Origin of the sequence: Paludibacterium sp. (genome assembly GCF_019232825.1) — a bacterium.
Lineage (GTDB): Bacteria > Pseudomonadota > Gammaproteobacteria > Burkholderiales > Chromobacteriaceae > Paludibacterium.
Window position 1 is genome coordinate 1 of sequence record NZ_JAFAND010000137.1, and the last position, 16200, is coordinate 16200.

General features: G+C 62.6%; 16 protein-coding genes and 1 riboswitch. Of the genes, 6 read left to right on the forward strand and 10 right to left on the reverse strand.

Going from position 1 to position 16200, the window contains the following annotated elements; genetic code table 11:
- Window positions 1–233 precede the first annotated feature (233 nt).
- From JOZ06_RS17760 to JOZ06_RS17795, 8 genes are all read right to left on the reverse strand, one after another.
- Window positions 234–1100: an ATP-binding cassette domain-containing protein gene (locus JOZ06_RS17760; protein WP_293234872.1), complete on the reverse strand. Its 867-nt coding sequence runs from the start codon at window positions 1098–1100 to the stop codon at window positions 234–236.
- 11 nt (window positions 1101–1111) lie between these two features.
- Window positions 1112–1888 carry a cobalt ECF transporter T component CbiQ gene (gene cbiQ / locus JOZ06_RS17765; protein ID WP_293234873.1) on the reverse strand — a complete coding sequence of 259 codons (777 nt, stop codon included), beginning with the start codon at window positions 1886–1888 and terminating at the stop codon, window positions 1112–1114.
- A gap of 3 nt (window positions 1889–1891) precedes the next feature.
- Window positions 1892–2239 (reverse strand): hypothetical protein, encoded by a 348-nt coding sequence (locus JOZ06_RS17770; RefSeq protein WP_293234874.1) that lies wholly within the window; start codon window positions 2237–2239, stop codon window positions 1892–1894.
- Window positions 2240–2241: 2 nt separating this feature from the next.
- Window positions 2242–2907, reverse strand: coding sequence for an energy-coupling factor ABC transporter permease (locus JOZ06_RS17775; RefSeq protein WP_293234875.1), 666 nt, complete (start codon window positions 2905–2907; stop codon window positions 2242–2244).
- Between the two features lie 183 nt (window positions 2908–3090).
- Window positions 3091–3301, reverse strand: a riboswitch (cobalamin riboswitch).
- Window positions 3302–3380: 79 nt separating this feature from the next.
- Complete coding sequence (locus tag JOZ06_RS17780; RefSeq protein WP_293234876.1) at window positions 3381–3947, reverse strand: GNAT family N-acetyltransferase; 567 nt, start codon at window positions 3945–3947, stop codon at window positions 3381–3383.
- 1 nt (window position 3948) lies between these two features.
- Entirely contained in the window at window positions 3949–4833 is an 885-nt protein-coding gene (locus JOZ06_RS17785) for a hypothetical protein (RefSeq protein WP_293234877.1), read from the reverse strand.
- Window positions 4830–5294, reverse strand: a complete 465-nt coding sequence (locus JOZ06_RS17790; protein ID WP_293234878.1) for a PTS sugar transporter subunit IIA — start codon at window positions 5292–5294, stop codon at window positions 4830–4832. Before JOZ06_RS17790 ends, JOZ06_RS17785 begins: the two co-directional genes overlap by 4 nt.
- Window positions 5295–5469: 175 nt before the next feature.
- The gene (locus JOZ06_RS17795; protein ID WP_293234880.1) at window positions 5470–7086 is read right to left on the reverse strand and encodes a methyl-accepting chemotaxis protein; all 1617 of its coding nucleotides are present in this window, start codon (window positions 7084–7086) and stop codon (window positions 5470–5472) included.
- A 427-nt stretch (window positions 7087–7513) separates the two neighbouring features.
- On the opposite strand from JOZ06_RS17795, the gene JOZ06_RS17800 reads away from it, so the two are divergent.
- Window positions 7514–9733, forward strand: a complete 2220-nt coding sequence (locus tag JOZ06_RS17800; RefSeq protein WP_293234882.1) for a PAS domain S-box protein — start codon at window positions 7514–7516, stop codon at window positions 9731–9733.
- Here JOZ06_RS17800 and JOZ06_RS17805 read toward each other — a convergent pair.
- A complete protein-coding gene (locus JOZ06_RS17805; RefSeq protein ID WP_293234884.1) occupies window positions 9707–10657 on the reverse strand; it encodes a LysR family transcriptional regulator in 951 nt (316 codons plus the stop codon). The genes JOZ06_RS17800 and JOZ06_RS17805 overlap by 27 nt on opposite strands.
- 129 nt (window positions 10658–10786) lie before the next feature.
- Between JOZ06_RS17805 and JOZ06_RS17810 the strand changes: the two genes are divergently transcribed.
- The 4 genes from JOZ06_RS17810 to JOZ06_RS17825 are packed head-to-tail and all read left to right on the forward strand — an operon-like array spanning window position 10787 to window position 14726.
- A complete protein-coding gene (locus tag JOZ06_RS17810) occupies window positions 10787–11935 on the forward strand; it encodes an iron-containing alcohol dehydrogenase (protein WP_293234886.1) in 1149 nt (382 codons plus the stop codon).
- Between the two features lie 43 nt (window positions 11936–11978).
- On the forward strand, window positions 11979–13379 hold the full coding sequence (locus JOZ06_RS17815; RefSeq protein ID WP_293234888.1) for an MFS transporter: 1401 nt from the start codon (window positions 11979–11981) through the stop codon (window positions 13377–13379).
- 52 nt (window positions 13380–13431) lie between these two features.
- Window positions 13432–14283 carry an aldo/keto reductase gene (locus JOZ06_RS17820; protein ID WP_293234889.1) on the forward strand — a complete coding sequence of 284 codons (852 nt, stop codon included), beginning with the start codon at window positions 13432–13434 and terminating at the stop codon, window positions 14281–14283.
- Window positions 14284–14306: 23 nt separating this feature from the next.
- Window positions 14307–14726: a cupin domain-containing protein gene (locus tag JOZ06_RS17825; protein WP_293234890.1), complete on the forward strand. Its 420-nt coding sequence runs from the start codon at window positions 14307–14309 to the stop codon at window positions 14724–14726.
- Between the two features lie 62 nt (window positions 14727–14788).
- Here the strand turns inward: JOZ06_RS17825 and JOZ06_RS17830 are convergent, their stop codons facing one another.
- The gene (locus JOZ06_RS17830) at window positions 14789–15187 is read right to left on the reverse strand and encodes a nuclear transport factor 2 family protein (protein WP_293234891.1); all 399 of its coding nucleotides are present in this window, start codon (window positions 15185–15187) and stop codon (window positions 14789–14791) included.
- 132 nt (window positions 15188–15319) lie between these two features.
- Here JOZ06_RS17830 and JOZ06_RS17835 point away from each other — a divergent pair, with 132 nt between their 5' ends.
- Window positions 15320–16165, forward strand: coding sequence for a LysR substrate-binding domain-containing protein (locus JOZ06_RS17835; RefSeq protein WP_293234892.1), 846 nt, complete (start codon window positions 15320–15322; stop codon window positions 16163–16165).
- The last annotated feature ends 35 nt before the right edge of the window (window positions 16166–16200 follow it).

Consider the following 16200-nt stretch of genomic DNA (forward strand, 5'->3'; position numbering starts at 1 on the left):
AGGGAACGACGCAACTGCTTTAGTATTGACGACAGCCATATCAACTTCTCCTGAGTAAAGGTAAGTGGAGTTGGTTTGGTCAGCGGGTCCGGGGTGTTGCTAGCACCCCGGGCTCGCGCCTCGAAAACGGCTTGATGCCGCGCCAATTACCTTATCCAGCAAAGCCAAAAACGACAAGATAGCGTGACTGTCAGGAAAATCTGAAAATCGCAATACAGCGCGATGCCCCGTCTTTACCGCTTCCCGCTCGCGCAGCACGCACAGGTATCTAGCTGCAGCAGCTTCATCAACATCGCCCGCGCTTCACCAATACTCAGCGGCAGATCCCCTGCGGGAATCAAACCATCGCGCATCAGGATTTCCGCCAGATGGGCGACGCGCGGCAGGCGCAGGTCCATCTCGCGAATCAGCGTCTTTTGCCCGAACACCTGGGCGGGGGTGCCCTCGGCGCGCAGACGCCCTTGATGCATCAACACCACCCGGTCAGCCAACAGCGGCACGATATCGACGTCATGGGTCGAGAAAACCAAGGTGATACCCAAATCGCGGTTAATGTCATTGAGCAGCGACACCAGGTTGCTCGCGCCTTTCGGGTCGAGCGCATTGGTCGGCTCGTCCAACACCAGGATGGCCGGCCGCATTGCCAGCACCGAAGCCAGCGCGATACGTTTTTTCTCGCCGCCGCTCAGGTTGAACGGCGTTTTGTCGATGAAGCGGGTCATGCCGACCAAATCGAGCGCCCAGCGCACCCTTTCCTCGCGTTCGTCGGCCGGCATCTGCATATTGACCAAGCCGTACGCCACCTCGCGCTGGACCGTGGCATTGAACAGTTGGTCATCGGCATCCTGAAACACCATGCCAACCAGGCGACGCACCGCGTTCACCTGCTCGCCCGCCACCGCCATGCCGCCGACGCGGACCTGGCCGCCATCCGGCCGCAGCAGGCCGTTCAGCATCTGGAACAGTGTGGATTTGCCGGCGCCGTTCGGCCCCATGATGGCGACGCGTTCGCCCGCGGCGATCGACAACGTCACGTCGTCGAGCACACGCGGGCCATCATGGTAGGAGAACGACACCTGTTGTAGTTCGATTTGGCTCATCGCATGGCCTCTCATGCCAGCCAGAGATTGGCGGCGGCAAGCGCGGCCAGCCCCAGGACGGACAACAGTCCGGCCAGGCGGTCGCGCGCGGAAATCGGATGGGAAAAGAACGGCAAATCGCGTGCATGCTCGTGGTGGCCGCGCGCCAGCATGGCCTGGTAAATGCGCGTGCTACGGTCGAGCGAGCGCACCATGATGCTACAAGCGATGCGACCGACGTCGCCGACCCGCTGCACCCAGGGCGCATCGTCGCCAAGGCGGCTCTGCCGCGCCCGCCGCATCGTTTGCGCGGTGTCTTCGATGATGAACATGTAGCGGTACATCATGTCGGCGATGTCGATGATCACGCCCGGCACCTTGCACAGGCGCAGGGTCTCCAGAATCTCGATCATCGGCGTGCTCATCGCCAGCAGCGCGGCCAACGTCACCGCCGCCATGATGCGGCAAAACAGCAGCCCGCCCTGCCAAGCGCCCTCGCGCCAGGCGGTGAGCGTGACATGTCCGAGCGTGACGCTGAACCAAGGATGATGGCCGTGGGTGAATAGCACGCTGAGCAACACCACCCAAGCGATGCCCAGCGGCATCAGCAAACGTTTGAGCAGTTGCCTGGCGTGCATGCCGGCGAGCAAAAACACCGCGGCGGCACCGAGCCACAGGCCCAGCGCCAAGCCGCTATGACGCAAACCGGACGCCAGTACCACAGCGGCCAGCAGCACCACGGTTTTCACCCGGCCATCCATCCGGTGCAACAAGCTGTCGGCACCGGCGGGAAGGGGGGATGGCATCATGCTTTACGCGTCCTTTTCTTCGTCGCGCGCCACTTTGCGGGTACCGAACAGCCGTGTCCAGTGATGTCCGACGATCAGCCCGGCAAAGAAGTTGGCGATGGAGAAAGCCCCTACCTGGGCATCACCCGGCAAGTCGATGAACGGGTGATGTTCGCCGCGCGTCACCTGGGTCGCCAGGTTGTTCACCTTGTCGTCAGTGCCGGTGGCTTCCATCTTGTGCGCCGACATGTATTTGCCGGAGGCAAAGATGAACATCAGGATCACGAACATCACCGACAGCATCACGCGCGTGTAGCCATCGAAGAAGCGGGTGTCGGCGGCAGGGTCAATACGATCGATCGAGGCGGACATGATCAGGCTCCCTTCTTGGCCAACACGCCACGCAGCAAGTCGGGACGACGGCTGAGCATCGCTTGCAGCACCGCCACGGTAAACACCGCCTCGGCAATCGCCAATGGCACCTGGGTCGGCGCGTAGCCCATGAAGAAGATCAGGCACTGCCGCCACAGCGGCACGTTGCCATGCAGACTCCATGCCAGCTCGAAGGCGCTGACGAAGTAAGTCATCAGATCGCCGACCAAACCGGCTACACCGGCGGCCAGCCACAGTGGGCAGTGCAATGCGCGCAGCCCCTTCCACAGCAGATAGCCGGTCAAGGCGCCGGCGATGCCCATGGAGAAGGTATTGGCGCCGATGGTGGTGATGCCCCCGTGCCCTAAGAACACCGCCTGGAAGAACAGCACGATGGCGGAAATCACCACCGAGGCGAACGGCCCGACGATGATCGCCGCCAGCGTGGTGCCGCAGGGATGCGAGCATGAGCCGGTCACCGGCACCGGCAAGTGCATGGCCGAAATGACGAACACCGCCACGCCGACCATGGCGAGAAAAGGTTTGTAGGCAAGATTGTCGCGGATGCGGCGTTTGATTTCGTAGATGCCCGGAACGACAAAAACGGTGGCGGCTGCGTACCACGTGGCACAAGCTTGCGGCGAAAGAATGCCGTCTTCGATATGCATGTTGGCTCCTGATCGCGCATCCGCCCTCCCCGCCGAAGCAACGGATACTTGGGGCGCACATCTAGCCAATACGCGCGCACCCATTCGTCGATAGGGAACTCCATCGGGAAGGACATCACGAAAACCAGGAAACAGACCAACCTCACGCCTGCCGCCAAGGCCTCGTCCCGCACCCCAGAGAGAGATACCCTGCTTGACTCAGGCCGGTCTTCTGGCTTGCCTTCATCCTCCTCCACCGACCTTCCCATGCGCGCGGCGCACAGTGGCACAAGGGTGGATTCGTCTGGCCTACAGCAGCGGGGGCTGCGCCGGAATGACTGTAAACAGCGTCACCGGCTTCCCGTTTCACCGCGCCAACGGATGCTGGCGCGACACCTGAATCTTGAGGCGCCATGATGCGACAACCACAGACACACTTCAAGAATTATTTAATCATGCCGCGCGCTCGGCGCGGCGGGGTTCTGCGCATGGATTCACAGCCACGCCGTCGCCGGTAGGCGCGCCGCCTGCGCGCGCAACGGCTTTTCCAATACCAGGCTGGTATAGTCGCGCCCGGCGAAACGAAGGGACTCGGCGACACGAAAACCATGATGGCGATAAAAAGCCAACAAGTGCTTGGCGCGCTTCGGCGTATCCAGCGCCAGCACGGCAAACCCCGCCCGCTTGGCCGCACAGGCGGCCAAGCGCAGCAAGGCGTCGCCCACCCCCGCCCCCTGGTATGCCGGTTCGACGGCAAACTGGTGCACGCTCGCCACCCGGACATTGCGGTAAACCCGGCTGCTACTTTCCGGTTCGCTGGCGTACACCGTCAGCGTGCCGACGATACGGCCGCCATCCTCGGCGACAAAACACCAACCCTGCTCGATCCGCGCCAGCGTCGCCTCCGCCGGCTGGCGGCCGCTGGCGCAGGTGAGCCCCTGTTGCGCCAGCGGGTCGAACGCCCGATGCAGCAACGCCGTCACGGCTTGCGCCGAGTCGCCCGCCTGCCAGGGGCGGTAGAGCAACGTGCGTGGGCGCGAGGGGGGCTTATCGGTGGTCATGTTAAAAGCGCACCACCCATTTGTGTTCGGCGACGAAATTCGGCCGAATGACGCTGTCGGCATGACTGAAATAGCGCGCGGTGTCGTTGAGCACCTGCGTGCTGCCGCGGCGGCACAGCACCGCCCCCTCGCCTTCGCTGGTCAATAGTTCGGCGATGAGCCCGCCCTGTCCGTGCGCATCAACCCAATGCACGGTTGACACGCCCCCGTCTGCCGCCGCCATGGCGGCGCGCATCGCCAAGGCGCTCTCGTCGCGCTCGTGCGCCGCGAGCCAGGTCGCCGCGCCGCGGCGGTCCATCATGCCGTCGCTCATCCCGGCCCAAAGCGAGGGAGCCTCTTCGCTCACCAAAACCAGCGCGCGCGCCTGCAACCGCTGCGCCACCTGCGCGGCAAAACGTTCGGACGGCAGTGAATGCCACGCTTCGTTGACGTCCGGCGCGCAAGCCATCAACGCGGGAATCATGCCGCCGGCCAACAACGCTTGGATCAACGCCGTGTCGGCATCCAATAGACCTTGCTCGTTTTGATCGGAGGCCAACGCCCAATGCGCGTCTTGTCCATTGAGCCCGACCGCGCGCGCGCCCTCCCGGTTGAGCAAACGCACCAGGTCAACATTGACTTCCGTCATGGCGGCGCGCTGCGCGGCCGGCGAAGGCTGTTCGGCATGGCCGGACCACGGCACGCCATGAACCAATAGCGGGCGCGCGCCCAGCAATGCCAACAAGGCGATGTCCTGCATCCACTGCAAACGCATCGATAGATCGGACAGCGTTGCGCCGAGAAAACCGACGACCACGGTCTGACCATGCAGCGCATGGATAAAGGGGCGCGACTCGCGCAGCAACTGTGCGTGGCGGATCGAGGTTTCGGTTGTATTCACACTCATGACGTCAGCCCCTCGTCGCGCAGCACGGCGCATACCGCCGCGATGGAAACACTGGTGCGCAAGGCCTCGCGGACACGGCGCTCGCTCAGCAGACGCGCGGCATCCGCCAATCGTTGCAAGTGCTCCTGCGTCGCCTGCTCCGGCACAAGCACGACAAAAAACAGATCGACCGGCTTGTCGTCCGGCGCGTCGAAAAGAATGGGCTCCGCCGTGCGCACCAGCAAGGCGACCGACGTCGACAGGCTATCCATCCGCGCATGGGGAATGGCCACGCCGTGGCCGAGCCCGGTCGATCCAAGCGACTCGCGCTCGTCGAGCCTCTGCGCGATGTCGGCGCTCGCCTGCGGCTGATTTTGACTGACGACTTGCCCTATCGCGGTAAAGAGCTGTCGACGATCATGCAAATCCGCATCCAACAAGATGTGCTCCACCTCGCAAGGTCGAGCCAATGTGCTGATCATGGTCGGAATATCCTTTGGGATAACGATGAAGTGCGCAGCCCACGGGGCCGGCGATCTCATGCTAAGCGACGCCATGTAAAGATCGCATAAAAGATAAGATGCCAAATGGGCAGGGGAAAGAAAGAGGCGCACTGCCTGCGGCGAGTGCGCCTAGGGGAGAGTGTGATACGACGCGCTACAGCGTGTATTTCGACAGCGTGGCGATTTGATGCTGCGCCAGCGTATCCAGATGTTGCGCCGTGCCGGCGGTATGCTGCGCAGCGGCGCTCGATTGCTCCGACATTTGCGCCGTGCGCTCTACCTCCACCGCGATGCTGTTACTGGCCACGCCCTGTTCGCCGATCGCCGTGGTGATTTCGCTGATCATCACGCCGGATTGGCTCGAGGTCGAACCGATTTTTTGGATCGCCGCATCGGCCTCGTCGGCGCGCTTGACCCCGGTCTCCACCAATTGCTCCGCATCCAGCATCTGCTTGGTGGCATGGCCGGCGCGCTCGACCATGGCATGGATCGTGGCCGAGATTTCCTGCGTCGAGCGCGTGGTGCGCTCGGCAAGCTTGCGCACCTCGTCGGCCACCACCGCGAAGCCCCGCCCGGTCTCGCCGGCGCGCGCCGCCTCGATGGCGGCATTCAAGGCCAGCAAATTGGTTTGATCGGCGATATCGCCGATCACACCGATGACATTGCTCACTTGGTCGCTATAGGTTTCCAGCTCGCGGATGCTGGTCGACGCCGATGCCACCGAGGACGAGATTTGGTGAATATCCTTGATGGTCTGACCGATGATGGCCGAACCACCTTGCACCAGATGCCCCGACTCGTGCGACAAGGTCTGCGTCTCTTTGGCGCGCTCGGCGATGTGGTTGACGCTGACCGTCATCTGCTCCACCGTCGCCGCCATGTTGGCGGCCGCCTCGCTTTGCGCCTGCGAGGCGGTCGAGACCTCCGTCGCGGCCTGCGTCAATTGCGCCGAGGTCGCGGCGACTTCATGCGCGCCGTGCAGAATGCTTTTCAGGTTTTCTTGCTGGATGGCCAGCAGTTTGTTGAATGCCGTCGCCGTGATGCCGATTTCATCCTGCCGCGCCACGTCGGCGCGTCGGGTGAAATCCAGCGATTGGCTGACCTGCTCCATCGTGCCTTGGATATTGCTCAGGCCAGCGCGAATGATGTGGAACACCTGAAACCCCAGCCCCCCCGCGGCGATGAAAGCGACGGCGATCAACACGGCGAAGAGTTCCAGCGCGCGGGTGTAGTCGGCTTGATTTTGCTTCACCAAGCCATTGGCGAGGTCATAGTTGAACGCGGCATGGTCCGCCAAATCCTTGACCAGGGTCTGTGCGATGGATGCGCCGGTCACCATGAAATTCTTCAGCGCGCCGTCCTTATCGCCGTGGTCGGCAATTTGGATCGACTGGTCGCGCAAGGCCCGGTATTGCGCCATCGCCGCCTTGTCCGCCTCCAGCATTTGCCGGTCGGCATCGTTGGAAATGTCGTTGGCCAGGTAATCGGCTATCGTGGCATCAAAGCGTTTATCGGCATCGGCGATGGTATTGCGTGCCGTGCTGCGCAAGTCTTCACTGGGTGCGGCGATGGCCTTCAACGACGCCACGCGGATATCGCTGAGCGCTTGATCCGCCTTGGCCAAGGCCTGCAAGCTGGGGAAGGTGTTCTGCGCCACGTAGTCGAAGCGTGCCTGCGCCTGATTCAACTGCCAAATACCGTAGCCGCCGATCAGCAGCAGCGCGCCCAGAGAAACGGACAAAGTGAGGGCCAGTCTTTTGGTAATTTTCATCAATGCTCCCCGGTAATTATTAATTTTGATTTACAGCCAGTTTTAGCTTATCCGGCGCACAGGATGGTTTCATGTCTAATTTCAGATCAAACAATTAGCCAATCAATCGTTAACGACCAAACAATTATGCCAACATAAACATAATGTTAGCATACAACACCCCAAAATCTGATGCGGATCAACCCATCGAATTAATTGTGAATTTTTCAATCAAAAATGCATGGACCTTGAGAAGGAAGTGACAAATAATCCAAGATGGCGTCAACTAATTAAAGCAAAGCCACTAAGGACTCTCTGAACAAGTTATTTACCGTTGCGTTGCGCGCCTTGCATTCGGCCTGTTGTTGACCAAACGCGGCGGCAAATAACTTGTTCAGAGGGTCCCTAAAGTAGAAAAATTCAAAAAATAGTCGACGAAGGAAACGCTGTGGGTTCGCCAGTCCCGATCCAACCCTCCCTCGCGCATGACAACGCGCTTCATCTCGCCGAAGTCGTGCAGCAAATCGCGCAAATCCGCGATTTGCCCGCCTTGATGGCCATCGTGCGCCGCGCCGCGCGCGAATTGACCGGCGCGGACGGCGCCACGCTGGTATTGCGCGACGGAGACAACTGCCACTATGCCGACGAAGACGCCATCGGCCCGCTGTGGAAGGGCCAGCGCTTTCCGCTGACGACCTGCATCAGCGGCTACGCCATGCTGAATGCCGAACCGGTCATCATTGCGGACATCTACGCGGACCCGCGCGTCCCGCACGCCGCCTACCGCCCCACCTTCGTCAAAAGCCTGTGCATGGTGCCCATCGGCCGCCAGAAGCCTCTGGGCGCCATCGGCTGCTATTGGGCCGATACCCACTACGCCACGCCGATAGAATTGGAGCTGCAGCAGGCGCTGGCCGATGCGACCGCCATCGGCATCGCCAACATCGCGCTGTACCGGCAATTGGACGAAGCCAGGCAGTTGGCGGAGGCTCGCGCCGCCGAGGCGCAGCGCAACGAGACGCTGTTTCGCGCCTCGTTCGAGCATGCCGGCACCGGCGTGGCCCATGTTTCGCTGGATGGCCGCTGGCTGCGGGTCAACCGCCGGTTATGCGACATCGTCGGCTACAGTCATGACGAGCTCCTGAGCCAAACCTTTCAGGACATCACCTACCCGCCGGATCTGCAGGCCGACCTGCAGTACGTCGACCAGATGCTCTGCGGCCAAATCCAAGATTATTCGATGGAAAAACGCTACATCCATCGCGACGGCCAACTGGTGTGGATCAACCTGACCGTGACCATGGTCTGCAACGAAGCGGGCGCGCCGGACTACTTCATCGCCATCATCGAGGACATTCAGCGGCGTAAGCAGGCGGAAGAGGCGCTGGAAGAAGAGCGCGAGGTGTTTCGCAACCTGGCGGACATTGCCGCCGAGTACTTCTGGGAGCTGGACGAACAATTTCGCTTCAAGGAAATCAGCGCTTCGATTGCCGACCACTCGCGTATGAATTACAAGGACTATTTCGGCAAGACGCGCTGGGAATTGCCGTTCGAGGGGCTATCCGAAGCGGATTGGGCCAAGCACCGCAAGACGCTCGCCAACCATCTGCCTTTCCGTAATCTAGAGGGTGGCCTGAGGAACGAGGCCGGCGAGATGCGCTGGTTCAGAATCAGCGGCGCGCCGGTGTTCTCCAAATCCGGACAATTCCGGGGTTACCACGGCGCCTCGCAGGACATCACCGAGAGCAAGCAGACCGAAGTGCGTCTGCGCCAACACGCCATGGTGTTTGAAAACTCGCAAGAGGGCGTGGTCATCACCGATGCCCAGGCCCGCGTCATCGATGCCAACGCGGCCTTCGAGCGCATCACCGAATACCGGCTGGACGATATTCGCGGCAAAAACATGCGCTTTATGCAATCCGGCCGGCATGATCGCGCCTTCTTCCTCGATATGTGGCAGTCGATCAACGAGACGGGAAACTGGCAAGGCGAAATCTGGAACCGGCGCAAGGGCGGCGAAATCTACCTCGAGTGGATCAACATCAGCACGGTCAACGACGAAAGCGGCAAGCGGGTCGCCTACGTCGGCACCTCGGTCGACATCACGCGCATGCAGCACGTCCAGACGGAAATGGAACGGCTGGCGCACCATGACGCTTTGACGGGGCTACCGAACCGCCTGCTGCTGATGTCGCGCCTGGAGCATGCGCTCGCGCGCACCAAACGCGGCGGCTTGGGCGCGGTGCTCTTTTTGGATCTCGACCGCTTCAAACCCATCAACGATACCCTGGGTCACAAAGCGGGGGACGAACTGCTGATCGCGGTCGCGGCGCGCCTGAACGGCCGTTTACGCGAGCAGGATACCTTGGCGCGTCTGGGCGGGGACGAATTCGTCATCGTTCTGGAGGACCTCGTCTCCCCCGCTGCCGCCGCGGAAGTGGCGCAAGACGTCATCCGCCTGCTCGCCACACCGTTCGAGCTCCCGGCGGGCACCCGCGTGCACATCGGCGGCAGCGTCGGCATTGCCTTATTTCCCACCGACAGCACGCAGCCGGCGCAGATCATCGAGCAGGCGGACCGGGCGCTGTATGCCGCCAAGCGCGCCGGCCGGGAATGCTACAGCTTCTACGGCGACCAGGGCCTACCCCTTGGCCGCAGCACCGATTAGTTCGTCGTGGCCCAGCACGAAGTCGGGGTTATCGGTCAGCCGTTCCACCGCCAGGTCGATAAAGCGCCGTACCCGGGCCGGCTGCGCGGCGCGGCTGCCATAGTAGACGAACAGGCTATAATGATCGGATAGATGGTCCAGCAGAATCGGCACCAGCCGCCCCGCGCGGATCAACGCGGCGGCGGTGGGCGCCGCCAGTTGGCCGATGATTTCCCCCGCCAGCACCGCCTGCAGCTCCAGCGTCTCGTCGTTGGTGCAAAACGTCGGGTTGATCGGCTGATCCTGATTGCTCTCGCCCACCCTCACCCGCCACGGCACCACGCGGCCGTCGCTGGCGCGGCGGAAAGCGCTGCAGCGATGCGAACTCAATTCGACCAGGCTCTTGGGCGTGCCGTAGCGGCGCAGGTAATCGGGCGAGGCGCAAATGATCAGCTGCATCGGAAACAAGCGCCGCGCCACCAGCCCCTCCTGCGGGCTGTTGCCCAAGCGGAACCCCACGTCGATGCGGTCCTCGACCCAGTTGCCGATGCGATCGTCCAGCTGCACGTCCGGCGCCACCTCCGGATACAGCCGGCAATACTCGACCAACACCGGCCCCAGCACAGACTGCACCACCGTGCGCGGGCCGACGATGCGTAACGGGCCGGCCAACTCTTCCTTGGTTTGCCGCGCCGCCTGCAGCGCCTGTTGAAACCCGATCAGCGCGGGATGCACCGCGTCGAGAAAACGCCGCCCCTCTTCGGTCAGCGCCATGCTGCGGGTGGTACGGTGGAACAGCCGCACTCCCAAGTACTGCTCCAGCTGCGATAGCGCCTTGCTCGCCGCTTGCGGCGAGATCTGCTGCGCCTCAGAGGCTTTGCTCAAACTGCCCAGCTCGGCAGTGCGGACAAACGTGGTGATGGAACGCAACTCGTTGATCGACATACCTGCCCACCCAATTAGCATCTTCTAGTTGTAAATAATTCAAATTATAACTGTCTAGTTTGATGTTTATCCAAAAGTTAAAGTGTCGTCCATCCAGCCACGCCATGTGGCGCAATCAAGGACTTCATGATGGACAACTTTACTTTCTACAACCCGACCAAGGTGGAATTCGGCGCCGGCAAGGAACAACAGATCGGCCAACATCTGGCCGAGCATGGCATCAAGAAGGTGCTCTTGTGCTACGGCAGCGAGCGCATCAAGCGCGACGGTCTGTTCGCCGTGGTCAGCCAAAGCATGGCCACGCACGGCATCGCGCTCATCGAATGCGGCGGTATCGTCAGCAACCCAGTGCTGTCGAAAGTGCGCGAGGCCATCGCGCTCGCCCGCGGCAATCAAGTCGATGCCGTCTTGAGCGTCGGCGGCGGCTCGGTGCTCGACAGCGCCAAAGCCATTGCCGCCGGCACGATGTATGCAGGCGACGTCTGGGACCTGTTTATCGGCAAGGCACGCATCGAGGCCGCATTGCCGGTCTTCGACATACTGACGCTGGCTGCCACCGGCAGCGAGATGAACAGCGGCGCCGTGGTCACCAACGAAGACACCAAGGAGAAGTTCGCCATCCACTCGGTGCTCAGCTTCCCCACGGTATCGATCATCAATCCGGCGCTGATGCAGACGGTGTCGCGCGACTACCTGGTGTATTCCGCCGCCGACATCATCGCCCATGCGATCGAGGGTTACTTCACCGCGTCGGTGCAGCCGCGCTTTCATTCACGCATGGTCGAAGCCATCGTCGGCACGGTGATCGAAACCACCGAAACGCTGCTGAACGACCCGGCGGATTACGCTGCCCGCGCCGAGTTCGCCTGGGCGTCGACCCAAGCGCTCAACGGCCTGATCTATGCCGGCACCGCCGGCTTCAGCTATCCGAACCATATGATCGAACACGCGCTGTCGGCCTTGTTCAACGTGCCGCACGGCGCGGGGCTGTCGGTCGTCATGCCGTCGTGGATGCGTTGGTACCACAGCCGCAACCCGGCGCAGTTCGAGCGTTTCGCCAAGACCGTGTTCGGCGTCGACGGCGCCCTGCAGGGCATTGCCGCGCTGGAAGCCTGGTTCGACAAGATCGGCACGCCCACGCGGCTGTCGCAGCTTGGCATTCACGCGGCCGACCTGCCCGCCATCATCGACAACGTGCTGGGCAACGCGCGCTATTTCGGCATCGCCGATATCTATACCCGCGACGTCGTCACCCCCATTCTGAACAACGCGCTGTAACCGGGTACGCGGCGCCCCGCCTCCGCACGCGAGAAAGCAAGGCATGAACGAATCGAACACCGCCATCAAGCACGGCCCGGTACTGGCCATCATCATGGCCAGCTACCTGATGATCGTGATCGACATCTCGATCGTCATCACCGGTCTGCCCAAAATCCAAGCCGGCCTGGGCTTCTCCCTGACCAGCCTGTCGTGGGTGCCCAATGCCTACACGCTGGCCTTCGGCGGCCTGCTGTTGCTTGGCGCGCGCGCCGGCGACATTCTCGGCCGGCGGCGCATGTTCATCATCGGCTTGGTGATCTTCACCCTCGCCTCGTTGGCCATTGGCCTAGCGCAATCCCCTGCTTGGCTGTTGACCGCGCGCATGGTGCAGGGCGCCGGCGCGGCGGTGCTCGCCCCCTCGACACTGGCATTGTTGTCGACGCACTTTGCCGAGGGGCCGGAACGCACGCGGGCGCTGTCGCTCTACGCCGCCGCGGCCGGCATCGGCGCCACGCTCGGGCTGGTGCTCGGCGGCCTGTTCGCCGATCTGGTGTCCTGGCGCGCGGGTTTCTTCATTAACCTGCCGATCGGCTTGCTGCTGATCGCCGGCGCGCGCCGCTATATCCAAGAGACGCCGACACACGCCGGGCAATTCGACCTGGCCGGCGCGGCGACCTCCACGCTGGGCATGACGGCATTGGTCTATGGCTTGGTGCGGGCGGCAGAACAAGGCTGGCACGATACGCTCACGCAGATCGCCTTGTTGGCCGGGCTCCTGCTGCTCGCCCTGTTTATCGCCATCGAAAAACACGTGCGCCAGCCGGTATTGCCATTGCGGCTATTCGCCAGCCACGAACGCAGCGGCGCTTATGCGACACGCATGCTGTTCTTGGGCGGCATGGTGGGTTTCTGGTTCTTCAGCACTCAGTTCCTGCAAGGCGTGCTGGGTTTCAATCCCTTCCAGGCCGGGCTCGCCTTCCTGCCGACGACCATTCCCAATTTCGTCTCGGCCATGTGGGTGCCGCGGCTCTCGCGCCGGTTCGGCCACGGAGCGCTGTTGGCCGGCGGGCTGGTTTTGTGTATCGCCGGCTTGGCGTGGCTGGGACAGGTGTCGGCGCACACGCACTATGTCTCGGGCGTGGCGCTGCCGATGGTGTTGATCGGCCTGGGCCAGGGCTGCGCGCTGGCGCCGATGACCGTTTCCGCCGTGGCCGGCGTAGCGCGGGAGGATGCCGGCGCGGCCTCCGGGCTCGTCAACGTCGCACACCAGCTGGGCGGCTCGATTGGGCTTGGCATTCTGGTGGTGGTGTTTGCCGCGGCCAAGCCGGACTTCATGGCAGGAGCGGATCTGCTGGCACACCGTATCGCCTTGGTGATGGACACCAGTGCCTTGCTATTGACCCTGGCCCTGCTCGCGACGCTTGGCTTGATCGTCCCGGCACATGCCCGCGGCAACGGCTAACTGAACGTGCATTGCCCGCGGCGAATGTACACAACCAACCGGAGGATGAGAAATGCAAACCACGACACTCAATAACGGCGTCGAGATGCCCATGCTGGGCTTCGGCGTCTATCAAATCGCCGATGCCGGCGAATGCGAGGCCAGCGTCGCCGAGGCCTTGCGCGTCGGTTACCGCCTGATCGACACGGCGGCGGCTTACGGCAACGAAGCGGCGGTCGGCAAGGCGATCGCCAAGAGCGGCGTCCCGCGCGAAGCGCTCTTCATTACCACCAAGCTGTGGTTGACCGACGCCGGGGAGGACAAGACCAAGCGCGCCTTCGAGCGCTCGCTCGCCCGCCTGGGGCTCGATTACCTCGACCTTTATCTGATCCACCAGCCATACGGCGACGTGCACGGCGCCTGGCGGGCCATGGAAGCGCTCTATGAGGCTGGCCGCGTTCGCGCCATCGGCGTGAGCAATTTCCACCCCGACCGGGTGATGGACCTGATGCTGCATAACCGCATCACGCCGGCGGTCAATCAGATCGAAACCCACCCCTTCTGCCAACAAACGGAAGCCGCCACGTTCTTGCGCGACAACGGTGTGCAGATCGAATCCTGGGGGCCGTTCGCCGAGGCGCGCAACAACCTGTTCGCCGACCCGGTGCTGACGGCCGCGGCGGCAAAGCACGGCCGCTCGGTGGCCCAGATCGTTCTGCGCTGGCTCATTCAGCGCGGTGTGGCAGCCATTCCCAAATCCGTGCGCCCGGCGCGCATCGCCGAGAACTTCCAGGTGTTCGACTTCGTCCTCGACGACGCCGACATGGCGGCGATCGCGGCGCTGGACACCGGCAAAAGCGCGTTCTTCGACCATCGCGATCCAGCCATCGTCAAATGGCTGGGCCAAGCATTGCGCAACACTTGAATCGTTATAGAAAAGGAAATCTCATGACTACCGCATCCAACGACACCGTCTCCATCGCCCACGCCGGCTCGCAGGCGTCCTACCCCGGCCCGGCGGACTGGTTCACCGGCACCGTACGCGTCGATCCGCTGTACGCCGCGCCGCAGCCGGCAGCAGGCACGGGCGCGCTGGTGACGTTCGAGCCCAGCGCACGCACCGACTGGCACACCCACCCGCTGGGGCAAACCTTGATCGTCACCACCGGCTGTGGCCGCGTGCAGCAGTGGGACGGCCCGATCGAGGAGATCCGCCCGGGCGACGTGGTGACGATTCCGGCCGGCGTCAAGCACTGGCACGGCGCCGCGCCGACCACGGCGATGACCCATATCGCCCTGCAAGAGCGGGAGAACGACAGTACCGTGACCTGGATGGAAAAGGTCGGCGACGGGCAGTACCGGGGCTGAGTTTATCGGCAAGCCGTTTTGCCGGTTTCGCCGCCGCGCAGACACCGACAGCGCTGCGCGGTTCAGCGAAACCGGTCTCCCAGACCCGCGCGGATGGGTTGGGTATCGTAGATAATGACCAATCGCTCAATCAGTCCAGACGCGTTGAAATCGAAAACGTCCACACAGTCGAACGCCACCCGGCTACCGTCGTTGAGTTGCCAGTCGTAATGAAAGTAAGCGCTGGCTCGCCGGCGGCCTTGCGTGCTGGCGAAGAGATCCAGCAGCGTGATGGTGCTGTTGCCCGAGGCCTGCGCCAGCTTGCAATAGAATGCTTCGGGAGCCTGCCACCCCAATAACGGCGAGTAGAGGGTAGCCTCTGGCGAGAACAAGGCGACAACGCCCTCCACGTCGCCACGTTCGAGCGCGCGCAGGTAATGCCGTATCCGCTCGGCAAACACATCTTGCTTGATTGGGTTCATCTGGTATCTTTCCGTCATGGATCGGTGCCACACACTAGCAAGCGACGTATGAGCCCAAAAGCGAATAATCCTGAACCGGGGCATGCATGCGATGCATACCCCCTGACGGCGTTGACACGGCCGCAGCCCTCCATGCTGGCGCTACAGGCGTTTCAAGCGGTGGCGCAACTCGGCAGCCTCAACAAGGCGGCGAATCATCTGTGCCGCACACAAGGCGCAGTGAGCCGGCAAATTCAGCAATTGGAGCAGCACTACCAAACGGCGCTGTTCGTTCGCACCGTCACCGGCATGCGCTTGACCATGGAAGGTGAAGCGCTGCTGCAGGTCTCCACCCACGTGTTGTCGCGGCAGGCCGACTACGCGCAAGAACGCATGACGGCACCCGACACGCTGCGTCTGCGCTTGCCGTCCACATTGGCGCTACGCTGGTTCCTACCCCGTCTCGAAGCGATAGAACGGCAATTGCCGGGGCTATCCCTGCAAATCAGTACCTCGGTCAGCGACGAGCCTGCATTTGCCGATGGCGCAACCGACGCCATGATCGTCCGCGGCAACGGCGATTGGGCCGGCCTCCACGCGTTGCGGCTGTTCCCGGAACAACTCACCCCCATGTGCCGCCCCGACCGCGCTATCGGCCTGCGCTCGCCCCAGGACGTATCCCAACTCTGCCTGCTGCACGCAAGCCATGAACGGCATGAGTGGCGCGCGTGGCTGGCGATGGCAGGGGTCGAACAACCGGTGGCGCAGGGCTTGGCATTCGACTCGCTGGAAGTCGCGCTCAGTGCCGCAACCTTGGGCCACGGCATCGCCATGGGCGACCCGCGCATGGCGCAGAGCAAGCTGGTCGCGGGCGAGCTGGTGTGCCCCTTTCCTCATCTCAGCCACAGCACGATGGCCTACTACTTGGTGGTACCCGAGCAATCCAGGGAGCAAACCGCGATCCAGCGTCTGGGTGCCGCGTTATGCGAGTTGGCATGAGGCGCCGACAGACAATCACCAATGCATTTTTATTA